Source organism: Sphingomonas paucimobilis NBRC 13935, from assembly GCF_000739895.2.
In the GTDB taxonomy this organism is placed as follows: Bacteria; Pseudomonadota; Alphaproteobacteria; order Sphingomonadales; family Sphingomonadaceae; genus Sphingomonas; species Sphingomonas paucimobilis.
Map to the genome: position 1 here is coordinate 70940 of NZ_BBJS01000004.1, position 25739 is coordinate 96678.

The 25739-nt window shown below is 66.7% G+C and carries 23 protein-coding genes and 1 riboswitch; of the genes, 11 read left to right on the forward strand and 12 right to left on the reverse strand.

Features of this window, described 5'->3' with window-relative positions; all coding sequences use genetic code 11:
* Positions 1-114 precede the first annotated feature (114 nt).
* Positions 115-1014 (reverse strand): TraB/GumN family protein, encoded by a 900-nt coding sequence (locus tag SP6_RS01250; protein ID WP_007406624.1) that lies wholly within the window; start codon positions 1012-1014, stop codon positions 115-117.
* Between the two features lie 189 nt (positions 1015-1203).
* Here SP6_RS01250 and SP6_RS01255 point away from each other — a divergent pair, with 189 nt between their 5' ends.
* From SP6_RS01255 to ppdK, 3 genes are all read left to right on the forward strand, one after another.
* Positions 1204-2043, forward strand: coding sequence for a glycine--tRNA ligase subunit alpha (locus SP6_RS01255; RefSeq protein ID WP_007406656.1), 840 nt, complete (start codon positions 1204-1206; stop codon positions 2041-2043).
* Positions 2043-4127 carry a glycine--tRNA ligase subunit beta gene (gene glyS, locus SP6_RS01260; protein WP_007406640.1) on the forward strand — a complete coding sequence of 695 codons (2085 nt, stop codon included), beginning with the start codon at positions 2043-2045 and terminating at the stop codon, positions 4125-4127. Before SP6_RS01255 ends, glyS begins: the two co-directional genes overlap by 1 nt.
* 124 nt (positions 4128-4251) lie before the next feature.
* Positions 4252-6912, forward strand: a complete 2661-nt coding sequence (gene ppdK / locus SP6_RS01265) for a pyruvate, phosphate dikinase (RefSeq protein WP_007406627.1) — start codon at positions 4252-4254, stop codon at positions 6910-6912.
* Positions 6913-7086: 174 nt separating this feature from the next.
* Here ppdK and SP6_RS01270 read toward each other — a convergent pair whose 3' ends face one another.
* The 8 genes from SP6_RS01270 to SP6_RS01305 form a co-directional block, all read right to left on the reverse strand.
* Positions 7087-7452: a hypothetical protein gene (locus SP6_RS01270; protein WP_007406645.1), complete on the reverse strand. Its 366-nt coding sequence runs from the start codon at positions 7450-7452 to the stop codon at positions 7087-7089.
* Between the two features lie 89 nt (positions 7453-7541).
* Entirely contained in the window at positions 7542-8540 is a 999-nt protein-coding gene (locus SP6_RS01275) for a type II secretion system F family protein (RefSeq protein ID WP_007406632.1), read from the reverse strand.
* A complete protein-coding gene (locus SP6_RS01280) occupies positions 8541-9524 on the reverse strand; it encodes a type II secretion system F family protein (RefSeq protein WP_007406652.1) in 984 nt (327 codons plus the stop codon).
* Between the two features lie 4 nt (positions 9525-9528).
* Positions 9529-10791 (reverse strand): hypothetical protein, encoded by a 1263-nt coding sequence (locus SP6_RS01285; protein ID WP_007406617.1) that lies wholly within the window; start codon positions 10789-10791, stop codon positions 9529-9531.
* Complete coding sequence (locus SP6_RS01290) at positions 10791-11483, reverse strand: CpaD family pilus assembly protein (protein ID WP_007406621.1); 693 nt, start codon at positions 11481-11483, stop codon at positions 10791-10793. Before SP6_RS01290 ends, SP6_RS01285 begins: the two co-directional genes overlap by 1 nt.
* 26 nt (positions 11484-11509) lie before the next feature.
* Positions 11510-13033, reverse strand: coding sequence for a type II and III secretion system protein family protein (locus SP6_RS01295; RefSeq protein WP_037569835.1), 1524 nt, complete (start codon positions 13031-13033; stop codon positions 11510-11512).
* An 8-nt stretch (positions 13034-13041) separates the two neighbouring features.
* Positions 13042-14031: a Flp pilus assembly protein CpaB gene (gene cpaB / locus SP6_RS01300; protein ID WP_007406655.1), complete on the reverse strand. Its 990-nt coding sequence runs from the start codon at positions 14029-14031 to the stop codon at positions 13042-13044.
* Positions 14032-14083: 52 nt separating this feature from the next.
* Positions 14084-14569: an A24 family peptidase gene (locus SP6_RS01305; protein WP_007406625.1), complete on the reverse strand. Its 486-nt coding sequence runs from the start codon at positions 14567-14569 to the stop codon at positions 14084-14086.
* Positions 14570-14621: 52 nt separating this feature from the next.
* Between SP6_RS01305 and SP6_RS01310 the strand changes: the two genes are divergently transcribed.
* Together SP6_RS01310 and SP6_RS01315 are read left to right on the forward strand one after the other, a co-directional pair.
* Complete coding sequence (locus tag SP6_RS01310; RefSeq protein WP_007406637.1) at positions 14622-15548, forward strand: alpha/beta fold hydrolase; 927 nt, start codon at positions 14622-14624, stop codon at positions 15546-15548.
* Positions 15545-16618, forward strand: a complete 1074-nt coding sequence (locus SP6_RS01315) for an NAD(P)/FAD-dependent oxidoreductase (protein ID WP_007406649.1) — start codon at positions 15545-15547, stop codon at positions 16616-16618. Before SP6_RS01310 ends, SP6_RS01315 begins: the two co-directional genes overlap by 4 nt.
* Positions 16619-17170: 552 nt before the next feature.
* Here SP6_RS01315 and rnhA read toward each other — a convergent pair.
* Genes rnhA through ispH form a run of 3 tightly spaced genes read right to left on the reverse strand, consistent with a single transcriptional unit; the run spans position 17171 to position 19518 of the window.
* Positions 17171-17608, reverse strand: coding sequence for a ribonuclease HI (gene rnhA / locus SP6_RS01320; RefSeq protein WP_007406630.1), 438 nt, complete (start codon positions 17606-17608; stop codon positions 17171-17173).
* Entirely contained in the window at positions 17605-18558 is a 954-nt protein-coding gene (thrB, locus tag SP6_RS01325) for a homoserine kinase (RefSeq protein ID WP_007406618.1), read from the reverse strand. Before thrB ends, rnhA begins: the two co-directional genes overlap by 4 nt.
* Positions 18559-18561: 3 nt before the next feature.
* The gene (gene ispH / locus SP6_RS01330; RefSeq protein ID WP_007406623.1) at positions 18562-19518 is read right to left on the reverse strand and encodes a 4-hydroxy-3-methylbut-2-enyl diphosphate reductase; all 957 of its coding nucleotides are present in this window, start codon (positions 19516-19518) and stop codon (positions 18562-18564) included.
* A gap of 102 nt (positions 19519-19620) precedes the next feature.
* Between ispH and SP6_RS01335 the strand changes: the two genes are divergently transcribed.
* The 6 genes from SP6_RS01335 (at position 19621) to gcvPB (ending at position 25584) form a co-directional block, all read left to right on the forward strand.
* Entirely contained in the window at positions 19621-20259 is a 639-nt protein-coding gene (locus SP6_RS01335; RefSeq protein ID WP_042468327.1) for a hypothetical protein, read from the forward strand.
* A gap of 212 nt (positions 20260-20471) precedes the next feature.
* Positions 20472-20580: riboswitch (glycine riboswitch) on the forward strand.
* A 160-nt stretch (positions 20581-20740) separates the two neighbouring features.
* A complete protein-coding gene (gene gcvT, locus SP6_RS01340) occupies positions 20741-21916 on the forward strand; it encodes a glycine cleavage system aminomethyltransferase GcvT (RefSeq protein ID WP_007406646.1) in 1176 nt (391 codons plus the stop codon).
* 2 nt (positions 21917-21918) lie between these two features.
* A complete protein-coding gene (gene gcvH, locus SP6_RS01345; protein WP_007406634.1) occupies positions 21919-22290 on the forward strand; it encodes a glycine cleavage system protein GcvH in 372 nt (123 codons plus the stop codon).
* Positions 22287-22673, forward strand: a complete 387-nt coding sequence (locus SP6_RS20735) for a hypothetical protein (RefSeq protein WP_007406619.1) — start codon at positions 22287-22289, stop codon at positions 22671-22673. Before gcvH ends, SP6_RS20735 begins: the two co-directional genes overlap by 4 nt.
* A complete protein-coding gene (gene gcvPA, locus SP6_RS01355; protein ID WP_007406641.1) occupies positions 22673-24031 on the forward strand; it encodes an aminomethyl-transferring glycine dehydrogenase subunit GcvPA in 1359 nt (452 codons plus the stop codon). Before SP6_RS20735 ends, gcvPA begins: the two co-directional genes overlap by 1 nt.
* The gene (gene gcvPB / locus SP6_RS01360; protein ID WP_007406639.1) at positions 24028-25584 is read left to right on the forward strand and encodes an aminomethyl-transferring glycine dehydrogenase subunit GcvPB; all 1557 of its coding nucleotides are present in this window, start codon (positions 24028-24030) and stop codon (positions 25582-25584) included. The genes gcvPA and gcvPB overlap by 4 nt, the downstream gene beginning before the upstream one ends.
* Positions 25585-25739: the final 155 nt, after the last annotated feature.

The following is a 25739-nucleotide window of genomic DNA, read 5'->3' on the forward strand; positions in this document are numbered from 1 at the left end:
CTCATTCACCCGCGTAGCCCGAGCGGATGAGCAAGCCGCATTTATGCGTCACCGCCATGACGCCGAGATGCCGCCCGCACCTCTGACAGGTCGGGCGGCATGGCCTTTACGCGATCAATATTGGATTCGCTGCGCCGTGACGCCCTGCTTGGCGAGCTGGGCCTGGACGCTGTCGGCCCCGGCGAGATGGCCCGCGCCGACTGCGATGAAGACGGTGCCGGGCTTGGCCATGCGCTGCTTGATCCACGTCGCCCAGCGCGCGTTGCGGTCGGTCAGCAGCGTCTTGGCGACTTCAGGCGAGTCCTTCAGGCTCTCGTTCATGTCGCGGGCCAGCGCGTCGGGGTCGCCATGCGCCCATTCGTCGACCATCTTAGCCATTTCCTCGCCCGCCTTGGGCAGTTCGTCGACGGTCGAGGTCAGGAACTCGATCTGCGCCTTTTGCGACAGGCCGTTGAAATAGCCGATCTGCTGCTCGGCGGTCTCCAGTCCGGCGACGGGCTTGTTCGCCGCCTTGGCCGCATCGGCCAGCACGGTTTCGGGGCCGTTCTTCGGATCATAGCCCAGCTTCTGGATCGGCGCGAGCGACAGGGTGACGGCGGCCAGCCAAGGCTTCATCTTGTCGAATGCCGGGGCGGGCAGGCCGGCCTCGGTCATCGCCTTCAGATAGGCGCCGCGCTTGTCGGCGGGCAGCTGCTCGGTCAGTGTCGGGCCAGTGGTGACGATACCGTTCTTCAACACGATCTGCTGCATCGTCGCCGGATCGGGCTGCACCATTTCCAGGACCAGTTGGTCCGACTTGTCGAAGGCGGCCTTCACCGCCTCGTCGAACCAGGTCAGGCCGGGCTTCAGCACATGGATGGTGCCGAACAGATAGATGGTGGTGTCGGCATCCTTGACCACCCACAGCGCAGGGTCGGCGTCATTGGGATTTTGCGCGGGCTTGCTCTGCGCGCAGGCGGGCAGCGCCAGCATCAGCGCGAGCGAGGTGAGGGCGGTCTTCATGATCGTCTTCATGGGATCAGACTTTCGGAAAGGGAATAGGGGGGGTATGCGCCGATCATCGGCCATACCCGTCTCTGAATCCCAAGTCCAAACCGCGAAAGGTGGCGCTCGCCTTGACCATATGAGGGCCATCCGCCAAAGCCTGCCCCCATTATGCAGACCCGAAACGGCTCCCCGGAAGGACCTCTTTCCTTCCAGCGCATGATCCTCACCCTCCATGATTATTGGAGCGAGCGGGGATGCGTGATCCTGCAACCCTATGACATGGAGATGGGGGCGGGCACCTTTCACCCGGCGACCACGCTGCGCGCGCTGGGGCCGGACTCGTGGAATGCCGCCTTCGTCCAGCCGTGCCGCCGCCCGACCGACGGCCGCTATGGCGAGAACCCCAACCGGCTCCAGCATTATTACCAGTATCAGGTGATCCTGAAGCCCTCGCCCGCCGACCTGCAGGACCTGTATCTGGGCAGCCTGGCCGCGATCGGCGTGGACATGGCGAAGCACGACATCCGCTTCGTCGAGGACGACTGGGAAAGCCCGACGCTGGGCGCCTGGGGGCTGGGCTGGGAAGTCTGGTGCGACGGCATGGAGGTGACCCAGTTCACCTATTTCCAGCAGATGGGCGGGTACGACATGAAGCCGGTCGCGGGCGAGCTGACCTATGGGCTCGAGCGTCTGGCGATGTACATCCAGGACGTCGACAATGTGTACGACCTGCGCTTCAACGATGCGGGCGTGAGTTATGGCGACGTGTTTCTCGAAAACGAGAAGCAGATGTCGACCTGGAATTTCGAGGTCGCCGATACCGACACGCTGTTCGACGCCTTCAAGAAGGCGGCGGCCGAATGCGAGCGCTGTCTGGAGGCCAAGCTGCCCATCCCCGCCTATGAACAGGCGATCAAGGCCAGCCACACCTTCAACCTGCTGCAGGCGCGCGGCGTGATCTCGGTGGCGGAGCGCCAGGCCTATATGGGCCGCGTCCGCGATCTGGCGAAGGGTGCGTGCGGCGCCTGGATGGACAAGAACGGCTGGGCCGCGTGATGACCGATTTTCTGCTCGAACTCCGCTCCGAAGAAATCCCCGCCCGGATGCAGGCGGGGGCGCGGGAGAGTCTCGCCAAGCTGTTCACCGCTGAACTGGCGAAGGCCGGTCTGTCGGCGGGTGAGATCGTCACCTATGCTGGGCCCCGCCGCCTGGCGCTGATCGCCAAGGGCCTGCCCGCCGCGACCGAGGCCGTGTCCGAAGAGGTGAAGGGGCCGCGCGCCTCCGCCCCGCCGCAGGCGCTGGAGGGCTTCCTCCGCAAGACCGGGCTGACCCGCGAACAGCTGACCGAGCGCGACGGGGTGCTCTTCGCGATCACCGAAAAGCCCGGCCGCGCGACGGCCGAGGTTCTGGCCGAGGCAATCCCCGCGATCGTCCGCGCCTTTCCCTGGCCCAAGTCGATGCGCTGGGGGGCGGAGTCCGCCTCGACCGAGTCGATGCGCTGGGTCCGCCCGCTGCACGCCATCGTCGCGCTGTTCGGCGGCGAGGTCGTGCCGTTCGAGGTCGCCGGGATCACCAGCGGCAATGTCACGCGGGGGCACCGCTTCCACGCGCCCGCCGAGATCACGCTGACCGGCGCCGACACCTATGTCGAGCAGTTGCGCGCCGCGAAGGTGCTGGTCGATCAGGACGAGCGCGCCGCGATCATTCGCGAGCGTGCCTCCGCACTGGCCGCCGAGGCCGGGCTGGAACTGGTCGAGGACGAAGGTCTGGTCGCCGAGAATGCCGGGCTGACCGAATGGCCGGTGCCGCTGCTCGGCCGCTTCGACGAAGCCTATCTCGACGTGCCGCCCGAAGTCATCCAGCTGACCGCGCGGGTGAACCAGAAATATTTCGTCTGCCGCTCGGCAGACGGCAAGCTGGCGAACGCGTTCGTCTGTACTGCCAATATCGAGGCGACCGACGGCGGCACGAAGATCGTCGAGGGCAATGGCAAGGTGCTCGCCGCCCGCCTGTCCGACGCGCGTTTCTTCTACGAGACGGACCTGAAGACGAAGCTCGACGATCTGCGGCCCAAGCTGGAAAAGATCGTCTTCCACGAAAAACTTGGTACTGTCGCCGGCAAGGTCGAGCGGGTGGCGAAGCTGGCCGAATGGCTGGCGAGCGAGGGCATCGTCCCGAACTGTGACTCCGTGCTGGCGCGTCGCGCGGCGGAACTGGCTAAGGCCGATCTCGTCACCGGTATGGTCGGCGAGTTCCCCGAGCTCCAGGGCCTGATGGGCGGTTATTATGCCGCCGCGCAGGGCGAGGACACGGCCGTCGCCGAGGCGGTTCGCGATCACTACAAGCCTGTCGGGCAGGGCGATGACGTCCCCTCCGCGCCGGTGACGGTGGCCGTGGCGTTGGCGGATAAGCTAGATACGATCGTTTCATTCTTCTCAATTGATGAGAAGCCGACCGGCTCGAAAGATCCCTTTGCCCTTCGTCGTGCAGCGCTAGGTGTTATCGCGCTCGTCCTAAGTAACGGGCTTCGTGGTTCTCTTTACTCGCTGTTCCATCAATCTGCGCCGGAAGCGGGTGATGGCGACATGGGTCAAGTCGTTGCAGCGGACTATTTTTATGACTTCGTCATTGATCGCTTGAAAGTTCAGCAGCGCAGTGAGGGCGTTCGGCATGACGTGATTGATGCCGTTGTTCGCATGGGCGGTGACGACGACATTGGCGGCGAGCGTGACCTTGTCCGCCTGCTGGCCCGTGTCCGTGCGCTGCAAGCCTTCGTCACCACCGATGACGGCACCAACCTGCTCGCCGGGTACAAGCGTGCCGCGAACATCCTGAAGAAGGAAGGCGTCGAGGGCGACCAGAACTGGACCGCGCCGACCTATACGCTCGAACCCGCCGAGGCCGATCTGATCGCCGCGCTCGATGCGGCCGAGCCGAAGGCGGCGCAAGCGGTGAAGGCCGAGGATTTCGAGGCCGCGATGGCCGCGCTCGCCTCGCTGCGCGCGCCGATCGACCGCTTCTTCGACGATGTCACCGTCAACGATGCCGACGCCGTCAAGCGGACCGCGCGCCTCGCGCTGCTCGCCCGTGTCAGGGCGGCCGTCCACACGGTGGCGGACTTCTCGAGGATCGAGGGATGAGCTGAGCCGGATCGGGAGACGGGCGCACACGTTCCTGTCTTCCCCTCCGGCAATATCGCCTTATTAAAGCCGACGCCTGTGTCCCCAGGGCGTCGGACGATACGACCAGTAAAGGATCGAACCGATGACCTATGTGTACCGCTTCGGCGGCGGCGTTTCGGACGGCGGCAAGGGGGACAAGAATCTGCTTGGCGGCAAGGGCGCGAACCTGGCCGAGATGGCCTCGATCGGGCTGCCGGTGCCGCCGGGCTTCACCATCTCGACCGCGATGTGCACCCGCTATTATGAGGATGGCGAGCAGTTTCCGCAGGAACTGCGCGACGAAGTCGCCGATGGCATCGCGCATATCGAGGCGGTGACGGAAAAGCGCTTCGGCGATCCCGAAAACCCGCTGCTGGTCTCGGTCCGCTCGGGCGCGCGCGTGTCGATGCCGGGCATGATGGACACGGTGCTGAACCTCGGCCTCAACGACCAGACGGTCGAGGGGCTGGCGAAGAAGGCGGGCGATGAGCGTTTCGCCTGGGACAGCTATCGCCGCTTCATCCAGATGTATGCCGATGTCGTCCTGGAGCTGGATCACGGCGCCTTCGAGGAAGCGCTGGAGATCGCCAAGGAGGATAACGGCTTCACCCTCGATACCGAGATGTCGGCCGAGGACTGGAAGGCGCTGGTCACGACCTACAAGGGCCTGGTCGAGGAACAATGGGGCAAGCCCTTCCCGCAGGACGTGCAGGACCAGCTCTGGGGCGCGGTCGGCGCGGTGTTCGGATCGTGGCAGTCGGAGCGCGCCAAGGTCTATCGCCGCCTGAACGACATTCCCGCCGATTGGGGCACCGCCGTCAACGTGCAGGCGATGGTCTTCGGCAATATGGGCGATACCTCGGCGACGGGCGTGGCCTTCACGCGCGATCCGTCCAAGGGCGACCGGGCCTATTATGGCGAGTTCCTCATCAACGCGCAGGGCGAGGACGTGGTCGCGGGCATTCGCACGCCGCAATATCTGACCAAGGCCGCGCGCGAGGAGGCGAACGCCAAGCCCGCCTCGATGGAAGAGGCGATGCCGGAGGTCTATGCCGAGCTGGCCGCCGTCTTCGACCGGCTGGAAAACCATTATCGCGACATGCAGGACATCGAGTTCACGGTCGAACAGGCTAAGCTCTGGATGCTCCAGACCCGTTCGGGCAAGCGCACCGCCAAGGCGGCGCTGAAGATCGCGGTCGACATGGCGAATGAAGGCCTCATCACCCGCGAGGAGGCGATTGCCCGCGTCGATCCGGCGGCGCTCGACCAGTTGCTCCACCCGACGCTCGACCCCAGCGCCAAGCGCGATGTGCTGACCAAGGGCCTGCCTGCGTCACCGGGCGCGGCCTCGGGCAAGGTGGTGTTCGACGCCGATGCCGCCGAGCGTGCGGCGGCGGCGGGCGAGGCGGTGATCCTCGTGCGTGTCGAGACCTCGCCGGAGGATATCCACGGCATGCACGCGGCGAAGGGCATCCTGACCGCGCGCGGTGGCATGACCAGCCATGCGGCGGTCGTGGCGCGCGGCATGGGGCGCCCTTGCGTTTCAGGCGCGGGCAGCCTGTCGATCGACAACAAGGCCAAGGTCGCGCGGGTCGGCAGCCGTGAGGTGCGCGAGGGCGATATCCTGACGCTCGACGGTTCGACCGGCGAGGTGATGCTGGGCGCGGTGGCGACGGTGCAGCCCGAATTGGCGGGCGATTTCGGCACGCTGATGGAATGGGCCGATCAGGTCCGCCGCCTGAAGGTCCGTGCCAACGCCGAAACCCCGCTCGACTGCCAGACCGCGCGCGATTTCGGCGCGGAGGGCGTCGGGCTGTGCCGCACCGAGCATATGTTCTTCGACGCCGCGCGGATCACGGCGGTGCGCCAGATGATCCTGGCGTCGGACGAAGCGGGCCGCCGCGCCGCGCTCGCCAAGCTGCTGCCCGAACAGCGCGCCGACTTCACCGCGATCTTCGAGGTGATGGCGGGTTTGCCGGTGACGGTGCGCCTGCTCGACCCGCCGCTGCACGAGTTCCTGCCGCAGCAGGAGGCCGAGTTCGCCGAGGTCGCAACCGCGGCCGGGGTGGACGTGGATACGCTCAAGCGCCGGGCGAGCGAACTGCACGAGTTCAACCCGATGCTCGGCCATCGCGGTTGCCGCCTGGGCGTGACCTATCCCGAAATCTACGAAATCCAGGCCCGCGCGATCTTCGAGGCGGCGCTGGACGTCGCGGAGAAGTCGGGCGAGGCGCCGATCCCCGAGGTCATGATCCCGCTCGTCGCCACCCGCCGCGAGCTGGAGCTGATGAAGGCGGTGGTCGACAAGGCGGCGCAAGCTGTCTTCGCCGAGCGTGGCAAGACGGTCGAATATCTGGTCGGCACCATGATCGAACTGCCGCGCGCCGCGCTGAAGGCCGGCGAAATCGCCGAGGTGGGCGAATTCTTCTCCTTCGGCACCAACGACCTGACCCAGACCACGCTGGGCGTCAGCCGCGACGACGCGGCGCGCTTCCTGAGTGCCTATGTTGAGAAGGGCATCTACGCCAAGGACCCGTTCGTCAGCCTGGATGTCGAGGGCGTGGGCGAACTCGTCAGCCTCGCCGCCGAGCGGGGCCGGGCGACACGGCCCGGCATCAAGCTCGGCATCTGCGGCGAGCATGGCGGCGATCCGGCGTCGATCGCGTTCTGCGAGTCGGTCGGGTTGGATTACGTCTCGGCCAGCCCCTACCGCGTGCCGATCGCGCGTCTCGCGGCGGCGCAGGCGGCGTTGAAGGCGAAGTAAGAAGGAAAGGGCCGCTCGTAATCGGGCGGCCCTTTTTCTTTTCCTTCCCTGCGAAGGGGAGGGGGACCAGCGAGGCTGGTGGAGGGGGCTTTCCGCACGGAATAGCTTTGTGGAAGCTCCCCCTCCGTCAGGCCTTCGGCCTGCCACCTCCCCGTACCGGGGAGGATTTTTGTATCATCCGTGCGTCGTCACCCGGTTTCCGAAGTCGAACCAACCGCGACGCTCACCCGCCGGATAGGCCGGACGCGCTGCACTCGCTGCCGCCGGGCGATAGGGCGTGGTCCGCTCAGCCACCGGTGCCGCCGCGACCGGCTGCGCCGTCGCCAGCCGATGATTTTCGCGCTCCAGCTCGGTGATACGGGCCTGCGCGGCCGACAGCTTGGTCTCGGTATCCTTTTGGTGCGCGGCATGCGCATCGCGTTCGGTGGCGTAGCGGGTGCGCCATTTGCGGCCGCCCGGATGGCTCGCCAGCCCGAATAGCCAACCCGCGATGAGGACCAGCCCCAGCACGGCGAACTGCGTCGTTGAAGTGAACAACATGGCGTCGATCCCTGCCTGTTACGTTCGGTCAACGACCGATCGCGGTGCTGGTTGCGAGGGGGGCCGATTTCGTATCGGGCGAACCTGCGCTATTTCCCGCCCATCGTGCTCATCAGCGTATCGTTGATCGAACAGCCGGCAGGTCCCAGGATCACGATGAACAGCGTCGGCAGGATGAACAGGATCAGCGGCACCGTCATGATCGCGGGCAGGCGCGCGGCTTTTTCCTCGGCGCGCATCATGCGCTCGTTGCGGAACTCGGCCGACAGCACGCGCAGCGAGCTGGCGAGCGGGGTGCCATATTTCTCGGTCTGGATCATGGTCGTCACCACCCCGCGCAGCGCGTCCAGATTGACCCGCATGGACAGGTTTTCCAGCGCCTGGCGGCGATCGGTCAGAAAGCCCAGCTCGACCGAGGTCAGCTGAAACTCGTCCCCCAGTTCGGGATAGGCGCGACGCAACTCGCGCGCGACACGGGCGAAGGCGGCATCGACGGTCAGGCCGGCTTCGGCGCAGATGACCATCAGGTCGAGCGCATCGGGCAGACCCTTGCGGATCGCATGGGTGCGCTTGTCGATCTGGTTCTTCAGCGCCAGGTCGGGCGCCTTGTAACTCAGCACCAGCATGCCGGCGACCATCATGTAGCGGCTGAACCCGCTCCACTGCGCGAAGTCCTCGGTGCCATAGACCCATAGCGCCATGCCGCCGCCCAGCGCGATCGGCAGCGCCAGGCGACCGAAAATGACCGCGACCGCCATCTCCTTCGATCGGATGCCGGCCTGGAGCAGCTTGAGCTGGACGGCCTTCACCTGATCTTCCTGCAGCATCTTGAGCGCGCTCAGCACGCGGCGCATCCGTTCCAGCAGGTCGGTGCGCTCGATGAACTGGGCGCGTCGCTTGGGGCTGGGGTCGATCCCCGCCTTCAGTTGTTCGCGCCGTTCGTTGAGGGCCTGGACGCGACGCTTCATCGGATCGCGCGTGCCGATCAGCATATAGCCGGCGACGAGCAGGCAGAAGACACACACGCCCCACAACATGGCGGTCACCGAGGCGGCGTCGAGGCCGAGGATCTGGGGGGAGCCGGTCATTCAGATCTCGAAATTGATCATGCGCGACATGATGAAGACGCCGAGCGCCATCCACAAAAGCCCGCCACCGCCGATGATCATCAGCCGGGGATCGACGAAGAACCGAGCCATATAGGGCGCATTGATCATCCAGATCATGGCGAAGACGACGAAGGGCAGGGCGCCGATGATATAGGCCGACGCCTTGGACTCGGACGACATGGCCTTGATCTTCAGCTTCATCTGCGCGCGCTTGCGCAGCACCTCGGCCAGGTTGGACAGCGTCTCGGCCAAGTTGCCGCCGGTCTCGCGCTGGATCGCGATGGCGATCACGAAGAACTGGAATTCGGGCGTTTCCAGCCGATCGGCGGTTTCCTGAAGCGCGGCGTCCATCGTCCGACCGATCTTCATCCGATCCGAGACGGCGCGAAATTCGTCGCCGACGGGGCCCGGTATTTCCTGGCCGACGACCGACATGGTTTCGGTGATCGGCAGGCCCGAGCGCAGGCCCCGGACCAGCAGTTCGATGGCGTCGGGGAAGCGGGCGATGAACTTGGTCGTGCGGCGATTGATCGTCATGCTGACGACCATATGCGGCACCAGCAGTCCCAATCCGACGCCCATCGGCAGGGCGAGGAGCAGTGGCAGGCCGATCATCGCCAGCAGGATGGTCGAGCCGACCGCGACCGCAGCGCAGGCGATGCCATATTGGCCGACCGTCCAGTCGCGCCCCGTTCGATTCAGCCGCTTGGCGAGCTTTTCGGGATTGGGGAGCAGCCGGCCGAACGCCTTGTCGACGCGCGTGTCGGTTGCCAGCGCGATGCCGCGCGACGCCGCGGCCAGGGGAGAGACCGGCGTGTCGAGGTCGAGCGCGACGCGACCACGCAATCCCGCCAGCCGCCGAGACTGGCTGCGCGAGGCCGAGGGGCCGGACAATGCGGCCATCGCCAGCACCAGCGCCAGGAAGACGCCGGCCGCCAGGATCAGGGTCGCGACCATGCTCATCGGGTCAGTTCGCCCGCGCCCGTTTGGGCAGGAACGCCTTCAGGTCGATCTTGTCGAGCAGGCTGCGCTTGCCGCGCATCTGGTCGGTTCCTTGCGCAGAGGCGCAGATGCGACCGGCCAGCGCGATCAGCGGCGCGATGGTGCGCGAGGTCTTGCCCAGTTCGGCGATCGGCTTGCCGACCTTGGCGGCCTGGACGACCAGCTTCTGGTCATAGGGGATCAGGAAATCGACCGGGCGTTCGATCGATCCCTCGAAATCTCCCTGCGCGATCTCGGCCTGGGCGGCCGGGTGGACGCGGTTGGCGACGATCAGCACGCTCGCCTGGGGGGCATAGGTCTTCAGCCAGGAAAGCAGGCGGATCGTGTCGCGCGCGGCCGCCAGCGTGAATTCGGTGACCAAGACGATGGTCTGCGCACTCGTCGCCAGCACGGGTTGCTGGATCAGCATGTCGCGCGGAAGATCGACGATGCTCGTCTCGAAATTGGCGCGCATCTCCTCCTGCAACTGGGTGAAGGCGACGCCATCGGTCAGGATCGGCGCGCCGATCGGCGCCTCGGCGGACAGGACGGACAGTTTTTCCAGCGCCTTGACCATCGCGCGTTCCAGGAACAGCCCGTCGATGCGGCTGGGATTGTCGATCGCGTCGACCAGCCCGCGCCCCGGCTCCAGATCAAGGGCGAGCGCGGCGGTGCCGAAATGCACGTCGAGATCAAGCAGGCCCGTGGTCCGGTCCAGCCGCTCGGCCATCAGCCAGCCGAGCGAGGTGGCGACGGTCGATGCGCCGACGCCGCCACGCGCGCCGATCACCGCGACGCTGCACGGTGCCTTTTCGGGGGCCATCTCCATCGGGCGCGGCGTGTGCAACACCGCCCGGGCCTGGCCGATCGTCTCGCGCAACTGCTCGGGATTGATCGGCTTCAGCAGGTAATCATGCAGTCCGCTGGCCAGCAGGCCACGATAGAGGCGCACGTCGTTGACCTGCCCGACCGCAATCACGATCGTGCCGGGTTCACACACTTCGGCCAAATTGCTGATCTCGCCGATCGGATCGGACGTGTCGCTCAGATCGACCAGCAGGATTTGCGGGCTGGCGGCGACCGACAGCGACTGGATCGCGCCGCGCAAGCCGCCCTTCACCACGCGTTCCGTCGACCAACCCTGTTCGACCAGCATGGGGCGTATCGCCTCGGCGGTCCAATCGTCGCAGACATAGGCCTGGAAGGGATCGCGTCCGATCAGGCCATGGGGTTTCCAGGGGGCGTTCATCACTGGCCCCCCATGGCGGACGATCCACTTGCGCTGCCACTCATGCCGCCGCCGCCCCCGGGCCCGGCATTGGGACTCCGCAGTACGGTGCCGCCATTGCCGGTCGGCTGGGCCTGCCGAAAAATATTGATGGCGCGGGTCGCGGCGGCAGGATCGGCGCTGGCCGGGCCTTCCGCGCCGTGAACCAGATGGGTGGGATCGGCGACCATGGCGGCCAGGTTGCGGTTGATCGCGCAGCCATGGTTGGACGAGGTGTTGCCGACCCAGTCGGGCGCGACGTCGCTGCGCCAGTCCGGGCAGCCCGGAACCGTGGCGCGAGCGCGGGTGACGACGACCCGGATCGTGGCGGGGGCGAGCGGCGCGCGTGCGATCGATGCCGCCGGCCCGACGAGCAGCCCGTAACGGCCGACCATCTCGGCGATCTGGCGATAGGCGCCAGGGGCATCGCCCGCCGGGTCCTCGATCGTTACCCGGTCGCCATAGCCGAGCTGCAGATTGCGGGCCCAGCCCTCAAACCGCTGCGCCTCGTCCCCCGCCAGCCGGTTGCCCGACAGGGCGAGATCGAGCGCGTAGTCGGCCTGCGACACCACCGGCTGATGCACCGTCTCCAGCCCGGGCTGGCCGGCTCCGGCACAGCCGGCGGTCAGCGCCAACAGGCCGAGCGATGCCGAAAGAGGGAGGGAAAGACGCATGGTGCGGGGCATCCTTGGACGGGCGATCATTCGGAAAAGCCGGGCATGGGAGTGCCCTTGCGCGGACGCGCTGGGGGCGAGACGGGCGCTTGTGCCCCCGTCACGGGACGCCCCTGAACGGGCGTGGCCATGGTCGGCACGGGGCGGGGCTCGCTCGATCCGGCGGCCATTCGGCCGAGCAGAACCCGCTCGGCATCATTGGGCGAGCGCTGCCCATCGGTCGGCAGCGCGATGTCGGACGGCGAATTGACCGGCTTCACCAGATAGGGGGTGATGATGATGACCAGCTCGGTCTCGTTGCGCTTGAACGCATTCGAGCGGAACAGCGCACCGATCAGCGGCAGGTCGCCCAGCCACGGCGTCTTCTCGATCGAATTGTCGCGGCTGTTGGACAACAGGCCGCCGATCATCATGCTCTGCCCCGATCCCAGTTCCAGCGTCGTCTCGGCGCGGCGGGTGGTGAGGGCGGGGATGGTCGTGCCGCTGATCGTGACCGCACCCACCGATGTGATCTGCGACACTTCGGGGCGCACCCGCAGCGAGATGCGTCCGTCGGACAGCACGGTCGGCGTGTAGGACAGGCTGACGCCATATTGCTTATACTCGACCGATACCGCGCCCAGTCCTGTGGACAGCGGGATGGGAATCTCGCCACCCGCCAGGAAGGTCGCGGTCTCGCCCGACAGTGCGGTCAGATTGGGGTTGGCCAGCGTCGACACTTGGCCGAGCGTCTCGCCCAGATCCATCGCCCCCAACAGGTCCATGCCCAGCACCCGGCCGCCGAGGCCCAGCGTCGTGCGCAATGGCCCTTGGTTGAACCCATATTGGGTGCCGATGGTCGTACCGGCGGCATTGGTCAGGTCGGTGATCGTGCCCGGATTGCGACCCGAGCCGATGCCGAACACGAAGCCGCTGGAGTTGCGGTCGCGGTTCAGCAGGTTGACGCCGATCGATTTGACGAAGTTGCGATTGACCTCGGCGATGCGAACCTGAAGATTGACCTGAAGCGGCGTCGCGGTCTTCAGCCGGCTGATGACCTTTGTGTCCTTGCCGACATAGGCCTGGACCAGCCGCTCGGCCTCCGCGACATCGTCGGGGGCGGCGACCGTGCCGGTCAGCAGGATCAGGCCGTTCATTGGCGTCGACGCGATCTGCGCTTCGGGCATGGCGAGGCGCAGCATCCGGCCGATCGAGTCGAGATTGTTGCCGATCCGGACCGTCGTCGCATAGACGACCGCGCCGCCGCGCGCCGTGGCCGAGATCGTCGTCTCGCCCGGCTTCTTGCCGAAGATATAGAGCTGGGTCGGCGAGCGGACCTGGACATCGGCGATGGTGTCGTCCGCCACGAACAGGTCGGTCATGGGCCGCGGCAGGGTGATCAGCCTTGCGCGTCCGGTGTTGATCTCCAGCACGCCCGCGCCGCTGCCAGCATCGGCCGAATCCCCCGGGCCCGCCGGTGCGCCATGCGCCGGGGCGGGCGCGAGGAGCAGCGGGGCCAGCATCAGCGCGACCACGGAGCCGCGGCCTGCGCCGGTCAGAATGGATCGCATCGTCATCGTCAATTCTTCCCTCCGGCGGCGCTGCTGCCGCGCGCGACGCGCACGATGGGACCCTCCGGCGTGGCTGCCGCGACCGTCGTGACCGGTTGAACCGCCCCTGCCATGGCGGGAGCGCCCGGCACCGTCATAGCCCCCTGATCGGAACCGCCGCCCATCTGGCGACCCGGCACGGTCCGCCGCTGATAGCGCGAGATGTCGCCGCCGGTGACATAGGAGGCGCGGTCGGCGACCGGACCCGCGTTGACGGCGGCCGGATTTTGCAGATCGTCCGGTCGGTCGGCGAGCGCCCGCAGCGACAGCGACAGCGTGCCGACGGTCTGTGCGACCGCCAGTTGCTCGGCCATTTTGGGCGTCGCCTCGACGGTGACGGTGGTGAAGGTCTGGATCGGCGTCTTGCCGTCTTCGCCCGACTGGCTGTCGGTACGCTGATCGGTGGCGAGCACGCGGACGTTGCGCAGGATCGTCTCCGACACCTTCAGCGGCGGACCATCGCCGCCACCCGCCACGTCCTGGGTCAGGACCATGTCGATGCGGTCGCCGGGAAACACAAAGCCGGCGACCCCCGTCTGCGCCGATACCGGCACCGTCACCGCGCGCATGCCAGGCGTTAGCGCGGCGGCCAGGAAACCACGATCGCCCGGCTGCACCACCGCACCCTGGGTCAGCGGCTGGCCGGCGGTGATCGCATAGCGGACCACCGTGCCTTGCAGCTTCGCCAGATCGGCCTGACCTTTGAGATAATAGGCGCCGCCGACCATTTCCTTGGGCCAGGGCTGAAATTTCAGGGCCGTCGCATCGATGATGGTGCCGACCGGCAGGGCGCGCGTCGCGACCAGGACTTCCGGGCCCGTTTCGGGCGGCGGAGCGACGATGACGGCCGCGCCGGCCTGTGGCGCGCCGCTGCCCGCCGTCAGCGTGCGGGCGAAAACGGCGGTCATCCCTGCGACCAGCAGAGCCCCCACCAGCAGTAAAAGCTTGCGACTGTCCATCCTGCGTTCTTCGGCCTTCATGCCGGACCCTCTGCCCGGCCTGTCTGGCGCGTTAAGTATGGCTCAATGGGTTAAATATCGGTTCCTGAAGGATGAGCAGCCCGGCCATTGCGATGGCGACGCCATAAGGAACCTCGATCGCACCGTCGCTGCCTGAACGCCGCAGGCGATGGTCGATCAGCATGGCCAGCGTCACGATCCCGCCCGCGATCGACATCAGCAACAACATCCGCATCAGCGGCCCGAGCGGCAGCCAAAGGGCCAGCGCCGCGATCATCTTCACATCGCCGCCGCCCATCATCCCGACGCGAAAGGCCAAAGCGAACAGCAGGAACAGGCCGATCGCGACTCCGATCTGCAGCATGGCATCCGGCCAGAGCGGGACGCCCGACGCCCACCACCACAAGGGCGCGATCAGGGCGATCGCGGCGTTCTTGCGATCGGCGATCTCACGGGTGCGCGCATCCTCGATCCCGGCGGACAGCAGCAACAGGCCGAGCGCGCAGAGCAGGGCGATACGGACGATGGACCATTCCATAAGGCAAAAGCTCCTAGACGGCGGGGCTTTCCAAACCGTAACCGGGGATCGGATGACCGATGCCCTTGCCCTTCGCCGCAATTTCCCCGCGGCCGCGCGCCTGTCACGCTGGACCGCGCCCGATGGCTGGGACCATCGGCGCTTCGATTGGGTGGCGGAGCGGCCGGTGGGCCGGTTGCTGTTCCAGACCGGCCGCGCCGATGTGATCGAGAAATATCTGGAGGTCTTTGCCCATCTGGTCGGGCGGAGGTGGAGCGTCACCGCCTTTGATTGGCGCGGGCAGGGGGGATCGGGGCGGCTGAGCGCGGATCATCATGTCGGGCATGGTGGCGATTTCGCGGTACTGGTCGACGACCTGCGTGCCTTCTGGTCGGCATGGCGCGCCGAAGCGGCGGGGCCCGCCGTCCTGCTCGGCCATTCGATGGGCGGGCATCTGGCGTTGCGCGCCGTCGTCGAGGGCGCGGTGGAGCCCGATGCCCTCATTCTCGTCGCGCCGATGCTGGGATTGCGGCTGCCGCTGGGGGCCTGGCTTGGCGGCGCGATCGTCCGTTGCATGGCGGGGACGTGTGCGACGCGCGGCATCTGGCGTGCCCGCGAAGAGGCCGGAATGCATACGCGGCAACGCAATCTGACCCATGATGTCAGCCGCTATGAAGACGAAGCCTATTGGTATGCGCAGCAGCCGGACCTCGCGCTGGGACCGCCGAGCTGGGGCTGGGTAGCCGCCGCGCTTCGCTCGATCAGGACCTTGGCGAACGACACGCGGCTGGACCGGATGCGCGTACCGACGCTGATGCTGCTGGCCGAGGCCGACCGGCTGGTCGATCCGCGGGCCACCGCCCAGATCGCCGCGCGGATCGGGGCGCGGCTCGTCCGCTTCGGTCCGGAAGCCGCGCATGAATTGCTGCGCGAGGTGGACCCGGTGCGGCTGCGCGCTCTAAGTGCGATCGACGCGTTTTTGGACGGGGTGGCGCGGTGACCTACGACATCGCGATCATCGGCGCCGGCATGGCGGGGGCCAGCTTGGCCGCTGCGATCGGCGCGCGTGCGCGCGTCGTCCTGATCGAGGCGGAGGATCTGCCCGGCCGCCATGCTACGGGACGGTCGGCGGCCTTCTGGTCGGAAACCTATGGCGGTCCGGCGGTCCAGCCGCTGACCACCGCCTCCGGGCCGACCTTGCGCGATGGCGGCTATCTGACGCCGCTCGGCTCGCTGCATATCGGGCGGCGGGAGGATGCGGCGCGGATCGACCGCTTGCTCGCCGATTTCGCGGGAAGCGGCGTGGAACTGCTGCGGGTCGATCCCGCCACCCGCGTGCCCGGCCTGCGCCCCGAATGGGTGTACGGCATATCCGAGCCGAGCTGCGCCTATATCGATGTCGCCGCGCTTCATGCCGACTATCTGGCGGCGGCCAAGGCGGCCGGAGCGGTGCTGATCACCGACGCCGCGCTCCTGATGGCAGACCGTCACGATGGGCTGTGGCGACTGGAGACCAAGGCCGGCCCGATACGGGCACGCGTACTCGTCAATGCGGCGGGCGCCTGGGCCGATATCGTCGCCCGGATCGCGGGTGCCGCGCCGGTCGGCATCACCCCCTATCGCCGGACGATGATGCAGCTCCGCACCGACCCGCCTGCGCCCGCCGGCCTACCGCATGTCATCGACATCAACGGCAATTTCTATTTCAAGCCCGAGGCAGGGGGGCGGCTATGGCTGACCCCGCATGACGAGACGCGGAGCGTCCCCTGTGACATCGCACCCGAGGAATGGGATATTGCGGTTGCGATCGACCGTCTGGAAAAGACGGTCGACTGGCGTGTGGAAGCGGTCGAACGCCGCTGGGCAGGCCTGCGCAGCTTCGCCCCCGACCGGGCGCCGGTCTATGGTTTCGACACGCGGGTACCGGGCTTCTTCTGGTGCGCGGGGCAAGGCGGCTTCGGCATCCAGACCGCGCCGGCCGGATCGGCACTGGCGGCGGTCTTGCTGCTGAGCGAGGGGGATGTGCCGCCCGATGTGGACGCGGAGCGCTATGGGGTGGGGCGGTTTTAAAGTTGGCTTTGTTTTCGACTGCGATCGCCCAGTTGCGGACATGCCGTCAGGAATCTAAGCTGGGCGTTCTCTCAGCTGGGCCGGTGGATTAGACCCGGCGAGGGGAAAAGCTGGGGCCTTGCAGAAGGCAGCTGAGCCTCCACCGCTCTCCCAGCACCACGTATCCGCTAACGCCCCAAACACGGACATCTCGGTTCTCACCAACGCGCATATTCCGTTAGTATAACTGGGCGACTTGAGAATGGCTATTCAGACGTCACTTCCGCGCCGCCAACCATAGGAGTGGGTTTCGGACCGGAAGGTAAGGGTGCCATTTCGCCCCCGTCATCTTTTCTCGACGTCAACCAATTTGGTAATGACGGTCCATAGCGCTTCCACATTTCCTTGATCGCCATTCGCTCTTGGACAGTGGGCGGGGGTGAACCGCTGAGATCCTTTAGTGGCATTGCGCATCTCACTCAGTAGCTGGATCGCAGTCATAGCACACTTTGCGCCGCGACACCGGCTGCCTTCTACCCATTGCAGACATTTGCGCTTTGGTTCTCGCACGCCTTATTTTCGAAACGTCTCCGCCGCATCGCTGGCCAGCTTGTCGGCGCGTTCGTTGTCGGGGTGGCCGGCATGGCCTTTCACCCATTTCCATTCGATCTGGTGCCGCGCCGCCGCCTCCAGCAGGGCCTGCCAGAGCTCGGCGTTCTTGACCGGCTTCTTGTCCGCCGTGCGCCAGCCGTTGCGCTTCCAGCCGTGGATCCATTTGGTCAGGCCGTCCATCACATAGCGGCTGTCGGTCGACAGCGTCACCGCGCAAGGCCGTTTGAGCGCGTTCAGCGCCTCGATCGCGGCCATCAGTTCCATGCGGTTGTTGGTCGTCAGCGCCTCACCGCCCGACAATTCCTTTTCATGCGCGCCCGAGCGGATCAGCGCGCCCCAGCCGCCGGGGCCGGGATTGCCCTTGCACGCGCCGTCGGTGGCGATCTCGACAGGCGTCACAGGCCGGCCTTTCCGTCGCGATAGGCGATGTAGCGCCGCCAATAGGCGAGCGGGTCCTTGCGCGTCACCAGCGCGTCGGCGGGGGTGTTGAGCCAGTCCCAGGCCCGCGACAGCGCGAAGCGGATGCACGCGCCCATGGCGAGGCGCGCGAACGCTGCGCGTTCGATCTCGGACAGCGAGAAGTGGCGTTCATAACCCTGGATCAGCGCCGCGCCGATTTCGGGAGCATAGGTCTCTCCGCTCGCGTCGAAGCTCCAGGCCGAGTGCATGACGGCCAGATCGTAGATGCGGAAATCGGTGCAGGCGAAATAGAAGTCGATCAGCCCGGTGACCTGATCGCCCAGTACCAGCACATTGTCGGGAAACAGATCGGCATGGATGACGCAGGTGTCGAGCGTCTCCGCGTCCCAGCCATCGAGTACCCTATCGAGCGCCTCGCCCATCGCATCGTGCAGGCCCGGCCGAATCCGATCGAGATCGCGTCCGCATTGCTCGAACAGTGGCCGCCAACTGGCATGCCCCATCGAATTGGACCGGGTCTGCGGGAAGTCCGCCACCGCGCGGTGCATCGCGCCCATCGCATCCGCCGCCGCCAGCGCCTGTGCCGGGCTGGGGTGGGAGAGCGAGACGCCGGCCAGGAACTGGATCAGGCAGGCGGGGCGGCCCGCCAGTTCCTGGATCTCGACGCCCTGCCGGTCCTTGATCGCGGGCGGCACCGGCAGCCCCTTGGCCGCCAGATGATCGAGCAGCGCGAGAAAGAAGGGTAGGTCGCCCGCCGCTACACGCTTTTCGTAGAGCGTCAGGATGAAGCGCGCGATCGTGGTGTCGACCAGATAGTTGCTGTTCTCGACCCCCTCGGCGATCCCCTTGGCGGAAATCAATTCGCCAGCATCATAGCGTGCCAGAAACGCCGACAGCGCCTCGGCCGAAACCTGCGTATAGACGGCCATGGATCAGGCGGCCGCTTCCAGCCCGCGCGGAAGCTTGAACGCGATCGTCTCGCGCGTCGTCTCTTCCTCGCGCTCGCTGACGGTGAAGCGTTCCGACAGGCGATCGACCAGCTCGCGCACCAGCAGCTCGGGCGCGGAGGCCCCTGCGGTCAGGCCCAGCGTCGTCACGCCGTCGAGGAACGCCCAGTCGAGATCGGCGGCGCGCTGGATCAGTTGCGCCCGCTTGCCCGCGCGCTCGGCGACTTCGACGAGGCGCAGCGAATTGGACGAGTTGGGCGCACCGATCACCAGCACCGCGTCGCACTCGGCGGCGATCGCCTTGACCGCGGCCTGCCGGTTGGAGGTGGCGTAGCAGATGTCCTCGCCACGCGGCGCCTGGATGCTGGGAAAGCGACGCTGGAGCGCCTCGATCGTCGCGGCGGTGTCGTCGACCGACAAGGTGGTCTGGGTCAGGAACGCCAGATTGTCGGGATTGGCGGGCGCGAAGGCTTCGACATCCGCCACTGTTTCCACCAGCGACATCGAGCCCTGCGGCACCTGGCCGAAGGTGCCGATGACCTCGGGGTGGCCGGCATGACCGATGAAGACAATATGCCGGCCCATCTCGACCAGCCGCTCGGCCTGGCGATGGACCTTCGACACCAGCGGGCAGGTGGCGTCGAGATAGTCGAGGCCACGGCTCTCGGCATCGGCGGGCACCGACTTGGGCACACCGTGGGCGGAGAAGACGACATGCGCGTTGGGCGGCACCTCGTCCAGTTCCTCGACGAAGATCGCACCCTTGGCCTTCAGACTGTCGACGACGAACTTGTTGTGGACGATCTCATGCCGGACATAGACCGGCGCGCCATGCTTCTCGAGCGCGAGTTCGACGATGCGGATGGCGCGATCCACCCCGGCACAGAAGCCGCGCGGGGCGGCGATCAACAGGTCGAGGGGCGGCTTGATGGCGTCGGTCATGGGGATGGCTCTACGCCATTGCTTGCGCGCGTCCAACCCGGTTCCTATGCTGGCGGCCAAACCGGCATCCTGCTTCGGCATCCAGAATAGGCGTTTCGACCTGTGAAAGCACCGCTCCTCCTTCCCGTTGCCCTTGCGCTCGTCCTGGGGGGCTGCGCCCGTACCGGTGAGATCGATGCCTCGGGCGGTATTACCGCCGTCCGCTCGGCCTGTCCGGTGGTAGGCGTGGCGGCGGGCACTGGCGACGTGACGCTGTTCAAGACGCCCGGCGCGACCGACGAGAATGCGATCGATCTGGTCGCCAACATGACCAATGTCCGCTCGACCTGCGCCGACGCGGGGGCGGATATCGTGACGACGGTGACCTTCAATGTGGAGGCGCGGCGCACCGATACGGCGGCGGCGCGCGATGTCACGCTGCCCTATTATGTCGCGATCGTGCGCGGCGGGACCAATGTGGTCGCCAAGCGCGTCTCCAGAGTGAATGTCCATTTCGATGCGGGCCAGGCGCGCGGGCAGGTGGCGGGCGAAGCCTCCACCACCATCGCGCGTTCGGCGGCGACGCTGCCCGATGACGTGCGCGAGAAGCTGACGCGCCGCCGCAAGGCGGGCGACGAGGATGCGGCGGTCGATCCGCTGACCCAGCCCGAGATTCGCCAGGCGGTGGCGAGCGCCAGCTTCGAGGCGCTGGTCGGGTTCCAGCTGACCGAGGCGCAGTTGAAGTACAACGCGACTCGCTGATCCGACCCTTCCCGACACGCGGGAGGGGCTTGCTGCGGGCTTTTGTTCGTGGAGTTCCCCTTCGTCGTGGCTTCGCCCTGCCGGCTTTCCTCGCAGGGAAGAAGATTTGCGACGCCATCCACAATATTCGCGCATAGTCCTCACTGTCCCCGATTGACTTGAACCCGTGCGCCCGGCAGAGGCCACCGCGTCGATGTCGGGCATATCCGGCATGGGCGCGCGCGGGAGAGCGCCGGGTTCATCTTTTAGGTGAGAAAAGCCCGGCCGCCGAAGGAGCAACCACCCCGGAATCTCTCAGGCAAATGGGACCGCGCGATCGCCATCGACACTCTGGAAAGCGCGCTTCGGCCTCACGCCGTCGCGCCACCGAAGGGGTAAGCCGGAACTCCGGCGAAAGCTCTCAGGTTCCGTGACAGAGGGGGATCGGATCGGGTAGGAGACATGCGTCCCTAGCCGACACCCTTTGACGGAGACCGGCCCCGTGAGTGACGCAACCGACCTGAATGTAGAAGACGCCCCCGAGGGTCAGGAGATCATCCAGACGCTGCCGCTGGACGCGTGGCACCGCGCGCGCGGCGGGCGGATGGTTCCGTTCGCGGGCTATCACATGCCCGTCCAGTATGAAGGCATCATGGCCGAGCATCTCTGGACCCGCGAGGCGGCCGGTCTCTTCGACGTCAGCCATATGGGCCAGGTGGTCTTCACCGGCGAGAATGGCCTCGGCCCCGTCATCACCGCGCTGGAAAAGGTCCTGCCGGGCGACATCACCGGGCTGGGCGATCGCAAGAACCGCTATTCGCTGCTGCTCAACGAAGAGGGCGGCATCCTCGACGACCTGATGGTGACCAAGCGCATCCTGGATGGCGCCGAGGAACTCTACATGGTCGTCAACGGCGCGACCAAATATGACGACATCGCCTATCTGCTTGATTTCATCCCTGATGATGCGACGCTGAACCTGCTTGACGAGCAGGCGCTGCTGGCGCTCCAGGGGCCGAAGGCGGTCGATGCGCTGTCGCGGATCGTGTCGGGTGTCGAGAACCTCGTGTTCATGACCGCCGCCGACTTCACCTGGGACGACGTGCCGCTGTGGATCAGCCGCTCGGGCTATACCGGCGAGGACGGCTACGAAATCTCGATCCCGGCCGAGCACGCTGCAGCGTTCGCCGACCTGCTGTGCGAGCAGGCTGAGGTGAAGCCGATCGGCCTGGGCGCGCGCGACTCGCTGCGTCTGGAGGCGGGGCTGCCGCTCTATGGTCATGACCTTGATCCCGAGACGACGCCGGTGATGGCTGATCTGGGCTTCGCACTCGCCAAGAAGCGTCGCGAGGCCGCCGACTTCCTGGGTGCCGAGCGTATCCTCGCCGAGCGTGAGAGCGGTCCCGCCGTCAAGCGCGTCGGCCTGACCGTCGCGGGCCGCCAGCCGGTGCGCGAAGGCGCGTCGGTGGTCGCCGAGGACGGTTCGGTCATCGGCCGCGTCACCAGCGGCGGCTTCGCCCCCTCGATGGGCGCGCCGATCGCCATGGCCTATGTCCCCACCGAGCTGGCTGCCCCCGGCACGGCCCTCAAACTGCTTCAACGCGGCAAGACCCATGACGCCACCGTCACGGCGATGCCGTTCGTCCCCCATCGTTACGTTCGTTCAGGAGCCAAGTGACCATGAGCCGCTATTTCACCGAAGATCATGAGTGGATCGACGTCGACGGTGATGTCGGCACGGTCGGCATCAGCGATTACGCGCAGGGCGCGCTGGGCGACATCGTGTTCGTCGATGTCCCCGAGGAAGGCCGCGAGCTGTCCAAGGGCGACGAGGCCGCCGTGGTCGAGTCGGTCAAGGCCGCCTCGGATGTGTACGCGCCCGTCTCGGGCACCGTGATCGAGGGCAACGCCCAGCTGGCCGAGGAGCCTGCGCTGGTCAACAGCGATCCTGAGGGCGAGGGCTGGTTCTTCAAGATCACGCTGTCGGATACGTCCGAGCTGGACGGCCTGATGGACGAAACCGCCTACGCCGCGTTCGTCGCCAAGCTGTGAGCGGCCTTGCCGCATTCCTCCTGCTGACGGCACAGGCTGCCGCCGAACCGGTCGATCTTTCCCCCGCGCAATTGTCGCGGGGGCTGGAAGACTGGGATGGCCGGGTGGTTCGGATTCGGGGTTGGTTGGAATGCGGCACCTGGGGTTGCGATTTGCGCTCCAGGCGGATGCAGGGCGGCGGTTCGTCTGCCTCGGTCAGCATCGGCGATAATGCGGGCCTGACGCCTTCGCTCGCCGATGCCGCCGGTCACGAAGTCGTGATCGAAGGGCGCGCCACCGCAGAGTGCCGCCGTGAAGTTTGTACCGACCATGGGCCGGAATTGATGCCGACCCGGATTGTTCGCATTTTCGGCGCACCACGCGCCGCCGTCAAGGATCGCTGATGCGCTACCTGCCCCTTACCTCTTCCGATCGGGCCGAGATGCTCTCGGTCATCGGTGCCGGATCGGTCGACGACCTGTTCGTCGACGTGCCCGAATCCGCCCGCCTGTCCGGCCCCATCGAGGGGCTGCCCAATCACGCCTCCGAACTGGCGGTCGAGCGGCACATGACGGCGCTCGCCCGCAAGAATATCGTGGCGGGCGATGTGCCCTTCTTCCTGGGTTGCGGCGCGTATCGCCATCATGTCCCCGCCAGCGTCGATCACCTGATCCAGCGTGGCGAGTTCCTGACCGCCTATACGCCCTATCAGCCGGAAATCGCGCAGGGCACGCTGCAGATGCTGTTCGAGTTCCAGACGCAGGTCGCACGTCTCCTCGGCACCGATGTCGCCAACGCCTCCATGTATGACGGCTCGACCGCCTGCTGGGAAGCGATCGGCATGGCGCGGCGCATCACCAAGAAGTCGAAGGCGATCCTGTCCTCGGGCCTGCACCCGCACTATGTCTCGGTCGCCAAGACCATGGCGAAATATACCGGCGACACGCTGGAGACGGCCGCGCCGGTCCTGACCGCCGAGACCGATATCGACCAGATGATCGCGGCGATCGACGGCGACACGTCCTGCGTCGTCGTCCAGTATCCGGACATTCTGGGCCGCATCGCCGACCTGACCCCGCTGGCCGAGGCCTGCCACGCCAAGAAGGCGCTGCTGATCGCGGTCGTGACCGAGCCGGTCGCACTGGGCGCGATCCGCAGCCCGGGCGAGATGGATGCCGACATCGTCGTCGGCGAAGGCCAGTCGCTGGGCGTGGGGCTTCAGTTCGGTGGGCCCTATGTCGGCCTGATGGGCTGCAAGGATAAGTATATCCGCCAGATGCCGGGCCGCTTCTGTGGCGAGACGGTGGACGCGGACGGCAAGCGCGGCTTTGTGCTGACGCTGTCGACCCGCGAGCAGCATATCCGCCGCGAAAAGGCGACGTCGAACATCTGCACCAATTCGGGGCTGTGTGCGCTCGCCTTCTCGATCCACATGACGCTGCTGGGCGAAGCGGGTCTGCGCCGCATGGCGGGGATCAACCACGCAAACGCCTGCCGCGCGGCGGATCGTCTGGCCAAGGTTCCCGGCGTGAAGCTGATCAACGACGTGTTCTTCAACGAGTTCACGCTCGATCTGGGTCGCGAGGCGCGTCCGATCGTGCGGACGCTCGCCGATCGCGGCGTGCTGGCCGGCGTGTCGCTCGGCCGGCTCTATCCGGGCGAAGACGCACTCGCGAACGGACTGGTTGTGGCGGTCACCGAAACGGTGACGCCGGAGGATATCGAGACGCTTGCTAAGGCGCTCGAGGAGGTGCTGGCATGACGATCAACCAGAGCGGCTGGAAGCCCACGAGCCCCGAAGCCAAGGACGGCGGCGCGCCTGCGACCTTTACCGGCAACCGCGCGCTGATGCTGGAAGAGGCGCTGATCTTCGAGATCGGCGATGCTGAGACGACCGGCGTCGATTTCGCCGAGGGTGATGTCGCGGGTTCGCGTCTGGGCGACCTGTCGCGTAAGGACCCGATCGGCCTGCCGGGCCTGTCGGAGCCGGAGACGGTGCGCCATTACACCCGCCTGTCGCGTCAGAACTACGCGATCGATCTTGGGCTCTTCCCGCTGGGTTCGTGCACGATGAAGCACAATCCGCGCCTGAACGAGAAGATGGCGCGTCTGCCCGGTTTCAGCGACGTCCACCCGCTCCAGCCCGTCGACACGGTGCAGGGCGCGCTGGAGGTCATTCATCAGCTGGCGCACTGGCTGGTCACGCTGACCGGCATGACCTCGGTCGCGATGAGCCCCAAGGCGGGCGCGCATGGCGAGCTGTGCGGGATCCTTGCGATCAAGGCGGCGCTGGAGAAGCGGGGCGAGGGCCATCGCAAGGTGATCCTGGTCCCCGAATCGGCGCACGGCACCAACCCGGCGACGGCGGCCTTTGCGGGGTTCTCGGTCGAGGATATCCCCGCGACCGCCGATGGCCGCGTCGATACCGCAGCGCTCAAAGCGCGGCTGGGCCCGGACGTGGCGGGCGTGATGATCACGAACCCGAACACCTGCGGCCTGTTCGAGCGGGACCTGAAGGACATTTCCGACGCGGTCCACGCGGCGGGCGGCTATGTCTATTGCGACGGCGCGAACTTCAACGCCATCGTCGGGCGCGTGCGTCCGGGCGATCTGGGCGTCGATGCGATGCACATCAACCTGCACAAGACCTTCTCGACCCCGCATGGCGGCGGCGGGCCGGGTTCGGGGCCGGTGGTGTTCTCCGAGGCGCTGACGCCGTTCGCACCGTTGCCCTTCGTCGAAAAGACGGGCGAGGGCTTCCGGCTGGTCGAGGAAGAAAATGCCGACGATCATCACGCCGACAGCTTCGGTCGCATGGTCGCCTTCCATGGCCAGATGGGCATGTTCACCCGCGCGCTGACCTATATCCTCAGCCACGGCGCGGACGGCCTGCGTCAGGTCGCCGAGGATGCGGTGCTCAACGCCAATTACGTCTTGCGCTCGCTGGAGAGCACGCTCGACGCGCCCTTCGCCAAGAGTGGCCCGTGCATGCACGAGGCCATCTTCTCGGACGAGAATCTGGCCGAGGGCTTCTCGACGATCGACGTCGCCAAGGCGCTGATCGACGAGGGCTTCCATCCGATGACCATGTATTTCCCGCTGGTCGTCCATGGCGCGATGCTGGTCGAGCCGACCGAAACCGAATCGAAGGCTGCGCTTGATCAGTTCATCGGCGCGCTGCGTTCGGTGGCGGAGCGGGCCAAGGCGGGCGACCAGTCGCTCAAGACCGCGCCGCACTTCGCCCCGCGCGCGCGCCTCGATGAGACGCTGGCCGCGCGCAAGCCAGTGCTGGTGTGGAAGGACAAGGTGGCCTGATCGGTCAAGACACCCTCACCCTTTCGGCGCTTCGCGCCTCCCTCCCTTTCCCAGTGGGAGAGGAGTGACGGGTCGTCCATGCCCCCGGCATGGATTGAACAGCGCGGGGCGCTGTTCACCCGTCACTGGCCCCGCCCGCGACAGCGGGTGGGAAG

Bases quoted from the DNA above. Each gene is read 5' to 3' on its own strand.
- SP6_RS01255 (WP_007406656.1), top strand. From the start codon at position 1,204: ATGATCCTCACCCTCCATGATTATTGGAGCGAGCGGGGATGCGTGATC.
- thrB (WP_007406618.1), bottom strand. From the start codon at position 18,558: ATGGCCGTCTATACGCAGGTTTCGGCCGAGGCGCTGTCGGCGTTTCTG.
- SP6_RS01310 (WP_007406637.1), top strand. From the start codon at position 14,622: ATGACCGATGCCCTTGCCCTTCGCCGCAATTTCCCCGCGGCCGCGCGC.
- SP6_RS01270 (WP_007406645.1), bottom strand. From the start codon at position 7,452: ATGTTGTTCACTTCAACGACGCAGTTCGCCGTGCTGGGGCTGGTCCTC.
- ppdK (WP_007406627.1), top strand. From the start codon at position 4,252: ATGACCTATGTGTACCGCTTCGGCGGCGGCGTTTCGGACGGCGGCAAG.
- cpaB (WP_007406655.1), bottom strand. From the start codon at position 14,031: ATGGACAGTCGCAAGCTTTTACTGCTGGTGGGGGCTCTGCTGGTCGCA.
- gcvH (WP_007406634.1), top strand. From the start codon at position 21,919: ATGAGCCGCTATTTCACCGAAGATCATGAGTGGATCGACGTCGACGGT.
- gcvPB (WP_007406639.1), top strand. From the start codon at position 24,028: ATGACGATCAACCAGAGCGGCTGGAAGCCCACGAGCCCCGAAGCCAAG.
- SP6_RS01295 (WP_037569835.1), bottom strand. From the start codon at position 13,033: ATGCGATCCATTCTGACCGGCGCAGGCCGCGGCTCCGTGGTCGCGCTG.
- ispH (WP_007406623.1), bottom strand. From the start codon at position 19,518: ATGACCGACGCCATCAAGCCGCCCCTCGACCTGTTGATCGCCGCCCCG.
- glyS (WP_007406640.1), top strand. From the start codon at position 2,043: ATGACCGATTTTCTGCTCGAACTCCGCTCCGAAGAAATCCCCGCCCGG.
- SP6_RS01290 (WP_007406621.1), bottom strand. From the start codon at position 11,483: ATGCGTCTTTCCCTCCCTCTTTCGGCATCGCTCGGCCTGTTGGCGCTG.
- SP6_RS01305 (WP_007406625.1), bottom strand. From the start codon at position 14,569: ATGGAATGGTCCATCGTCCGTATCGCCCTGCTCTGCGCGCTCGGCCTG.
- gcvPA (WP_007406641.1), top strand. From the start codon at position 22,673: ATGCGCTACCTGCCCCTTACCTCTTCCGATCGGGCCGAGATGCTCTCG.
- SP6_RS01280 (WP_007406652.1), bottom strand. From the start codon at position 9,524: ATGAGCATGGTCGCGACCCTGATCCTGGCGGCCGGCGTCTTCCTGGCG.
- SP6_RS01250 (WP_007406624.1), bottom strand. From the start codon at position 1,014: ATGAAGACGATCATGAAGACCGCCCTCACCTCGCTCGCGCTGATGCTG.
- SP6_RS01275 (WP_007406632.1), bottom strand. From the start codon at position 8,540: ATGACCGGCTCCCCCCAGATCCTCGGCCTCGACGCCGCCTCGGTGACC.
- SP6_RS01285 (WP_007406617.1), bottom strand. From the start codon at position 10,791: ATGAACGCCCCCTGGAAACCCCATGGCCTGATCGGACGCGATCCCTTC.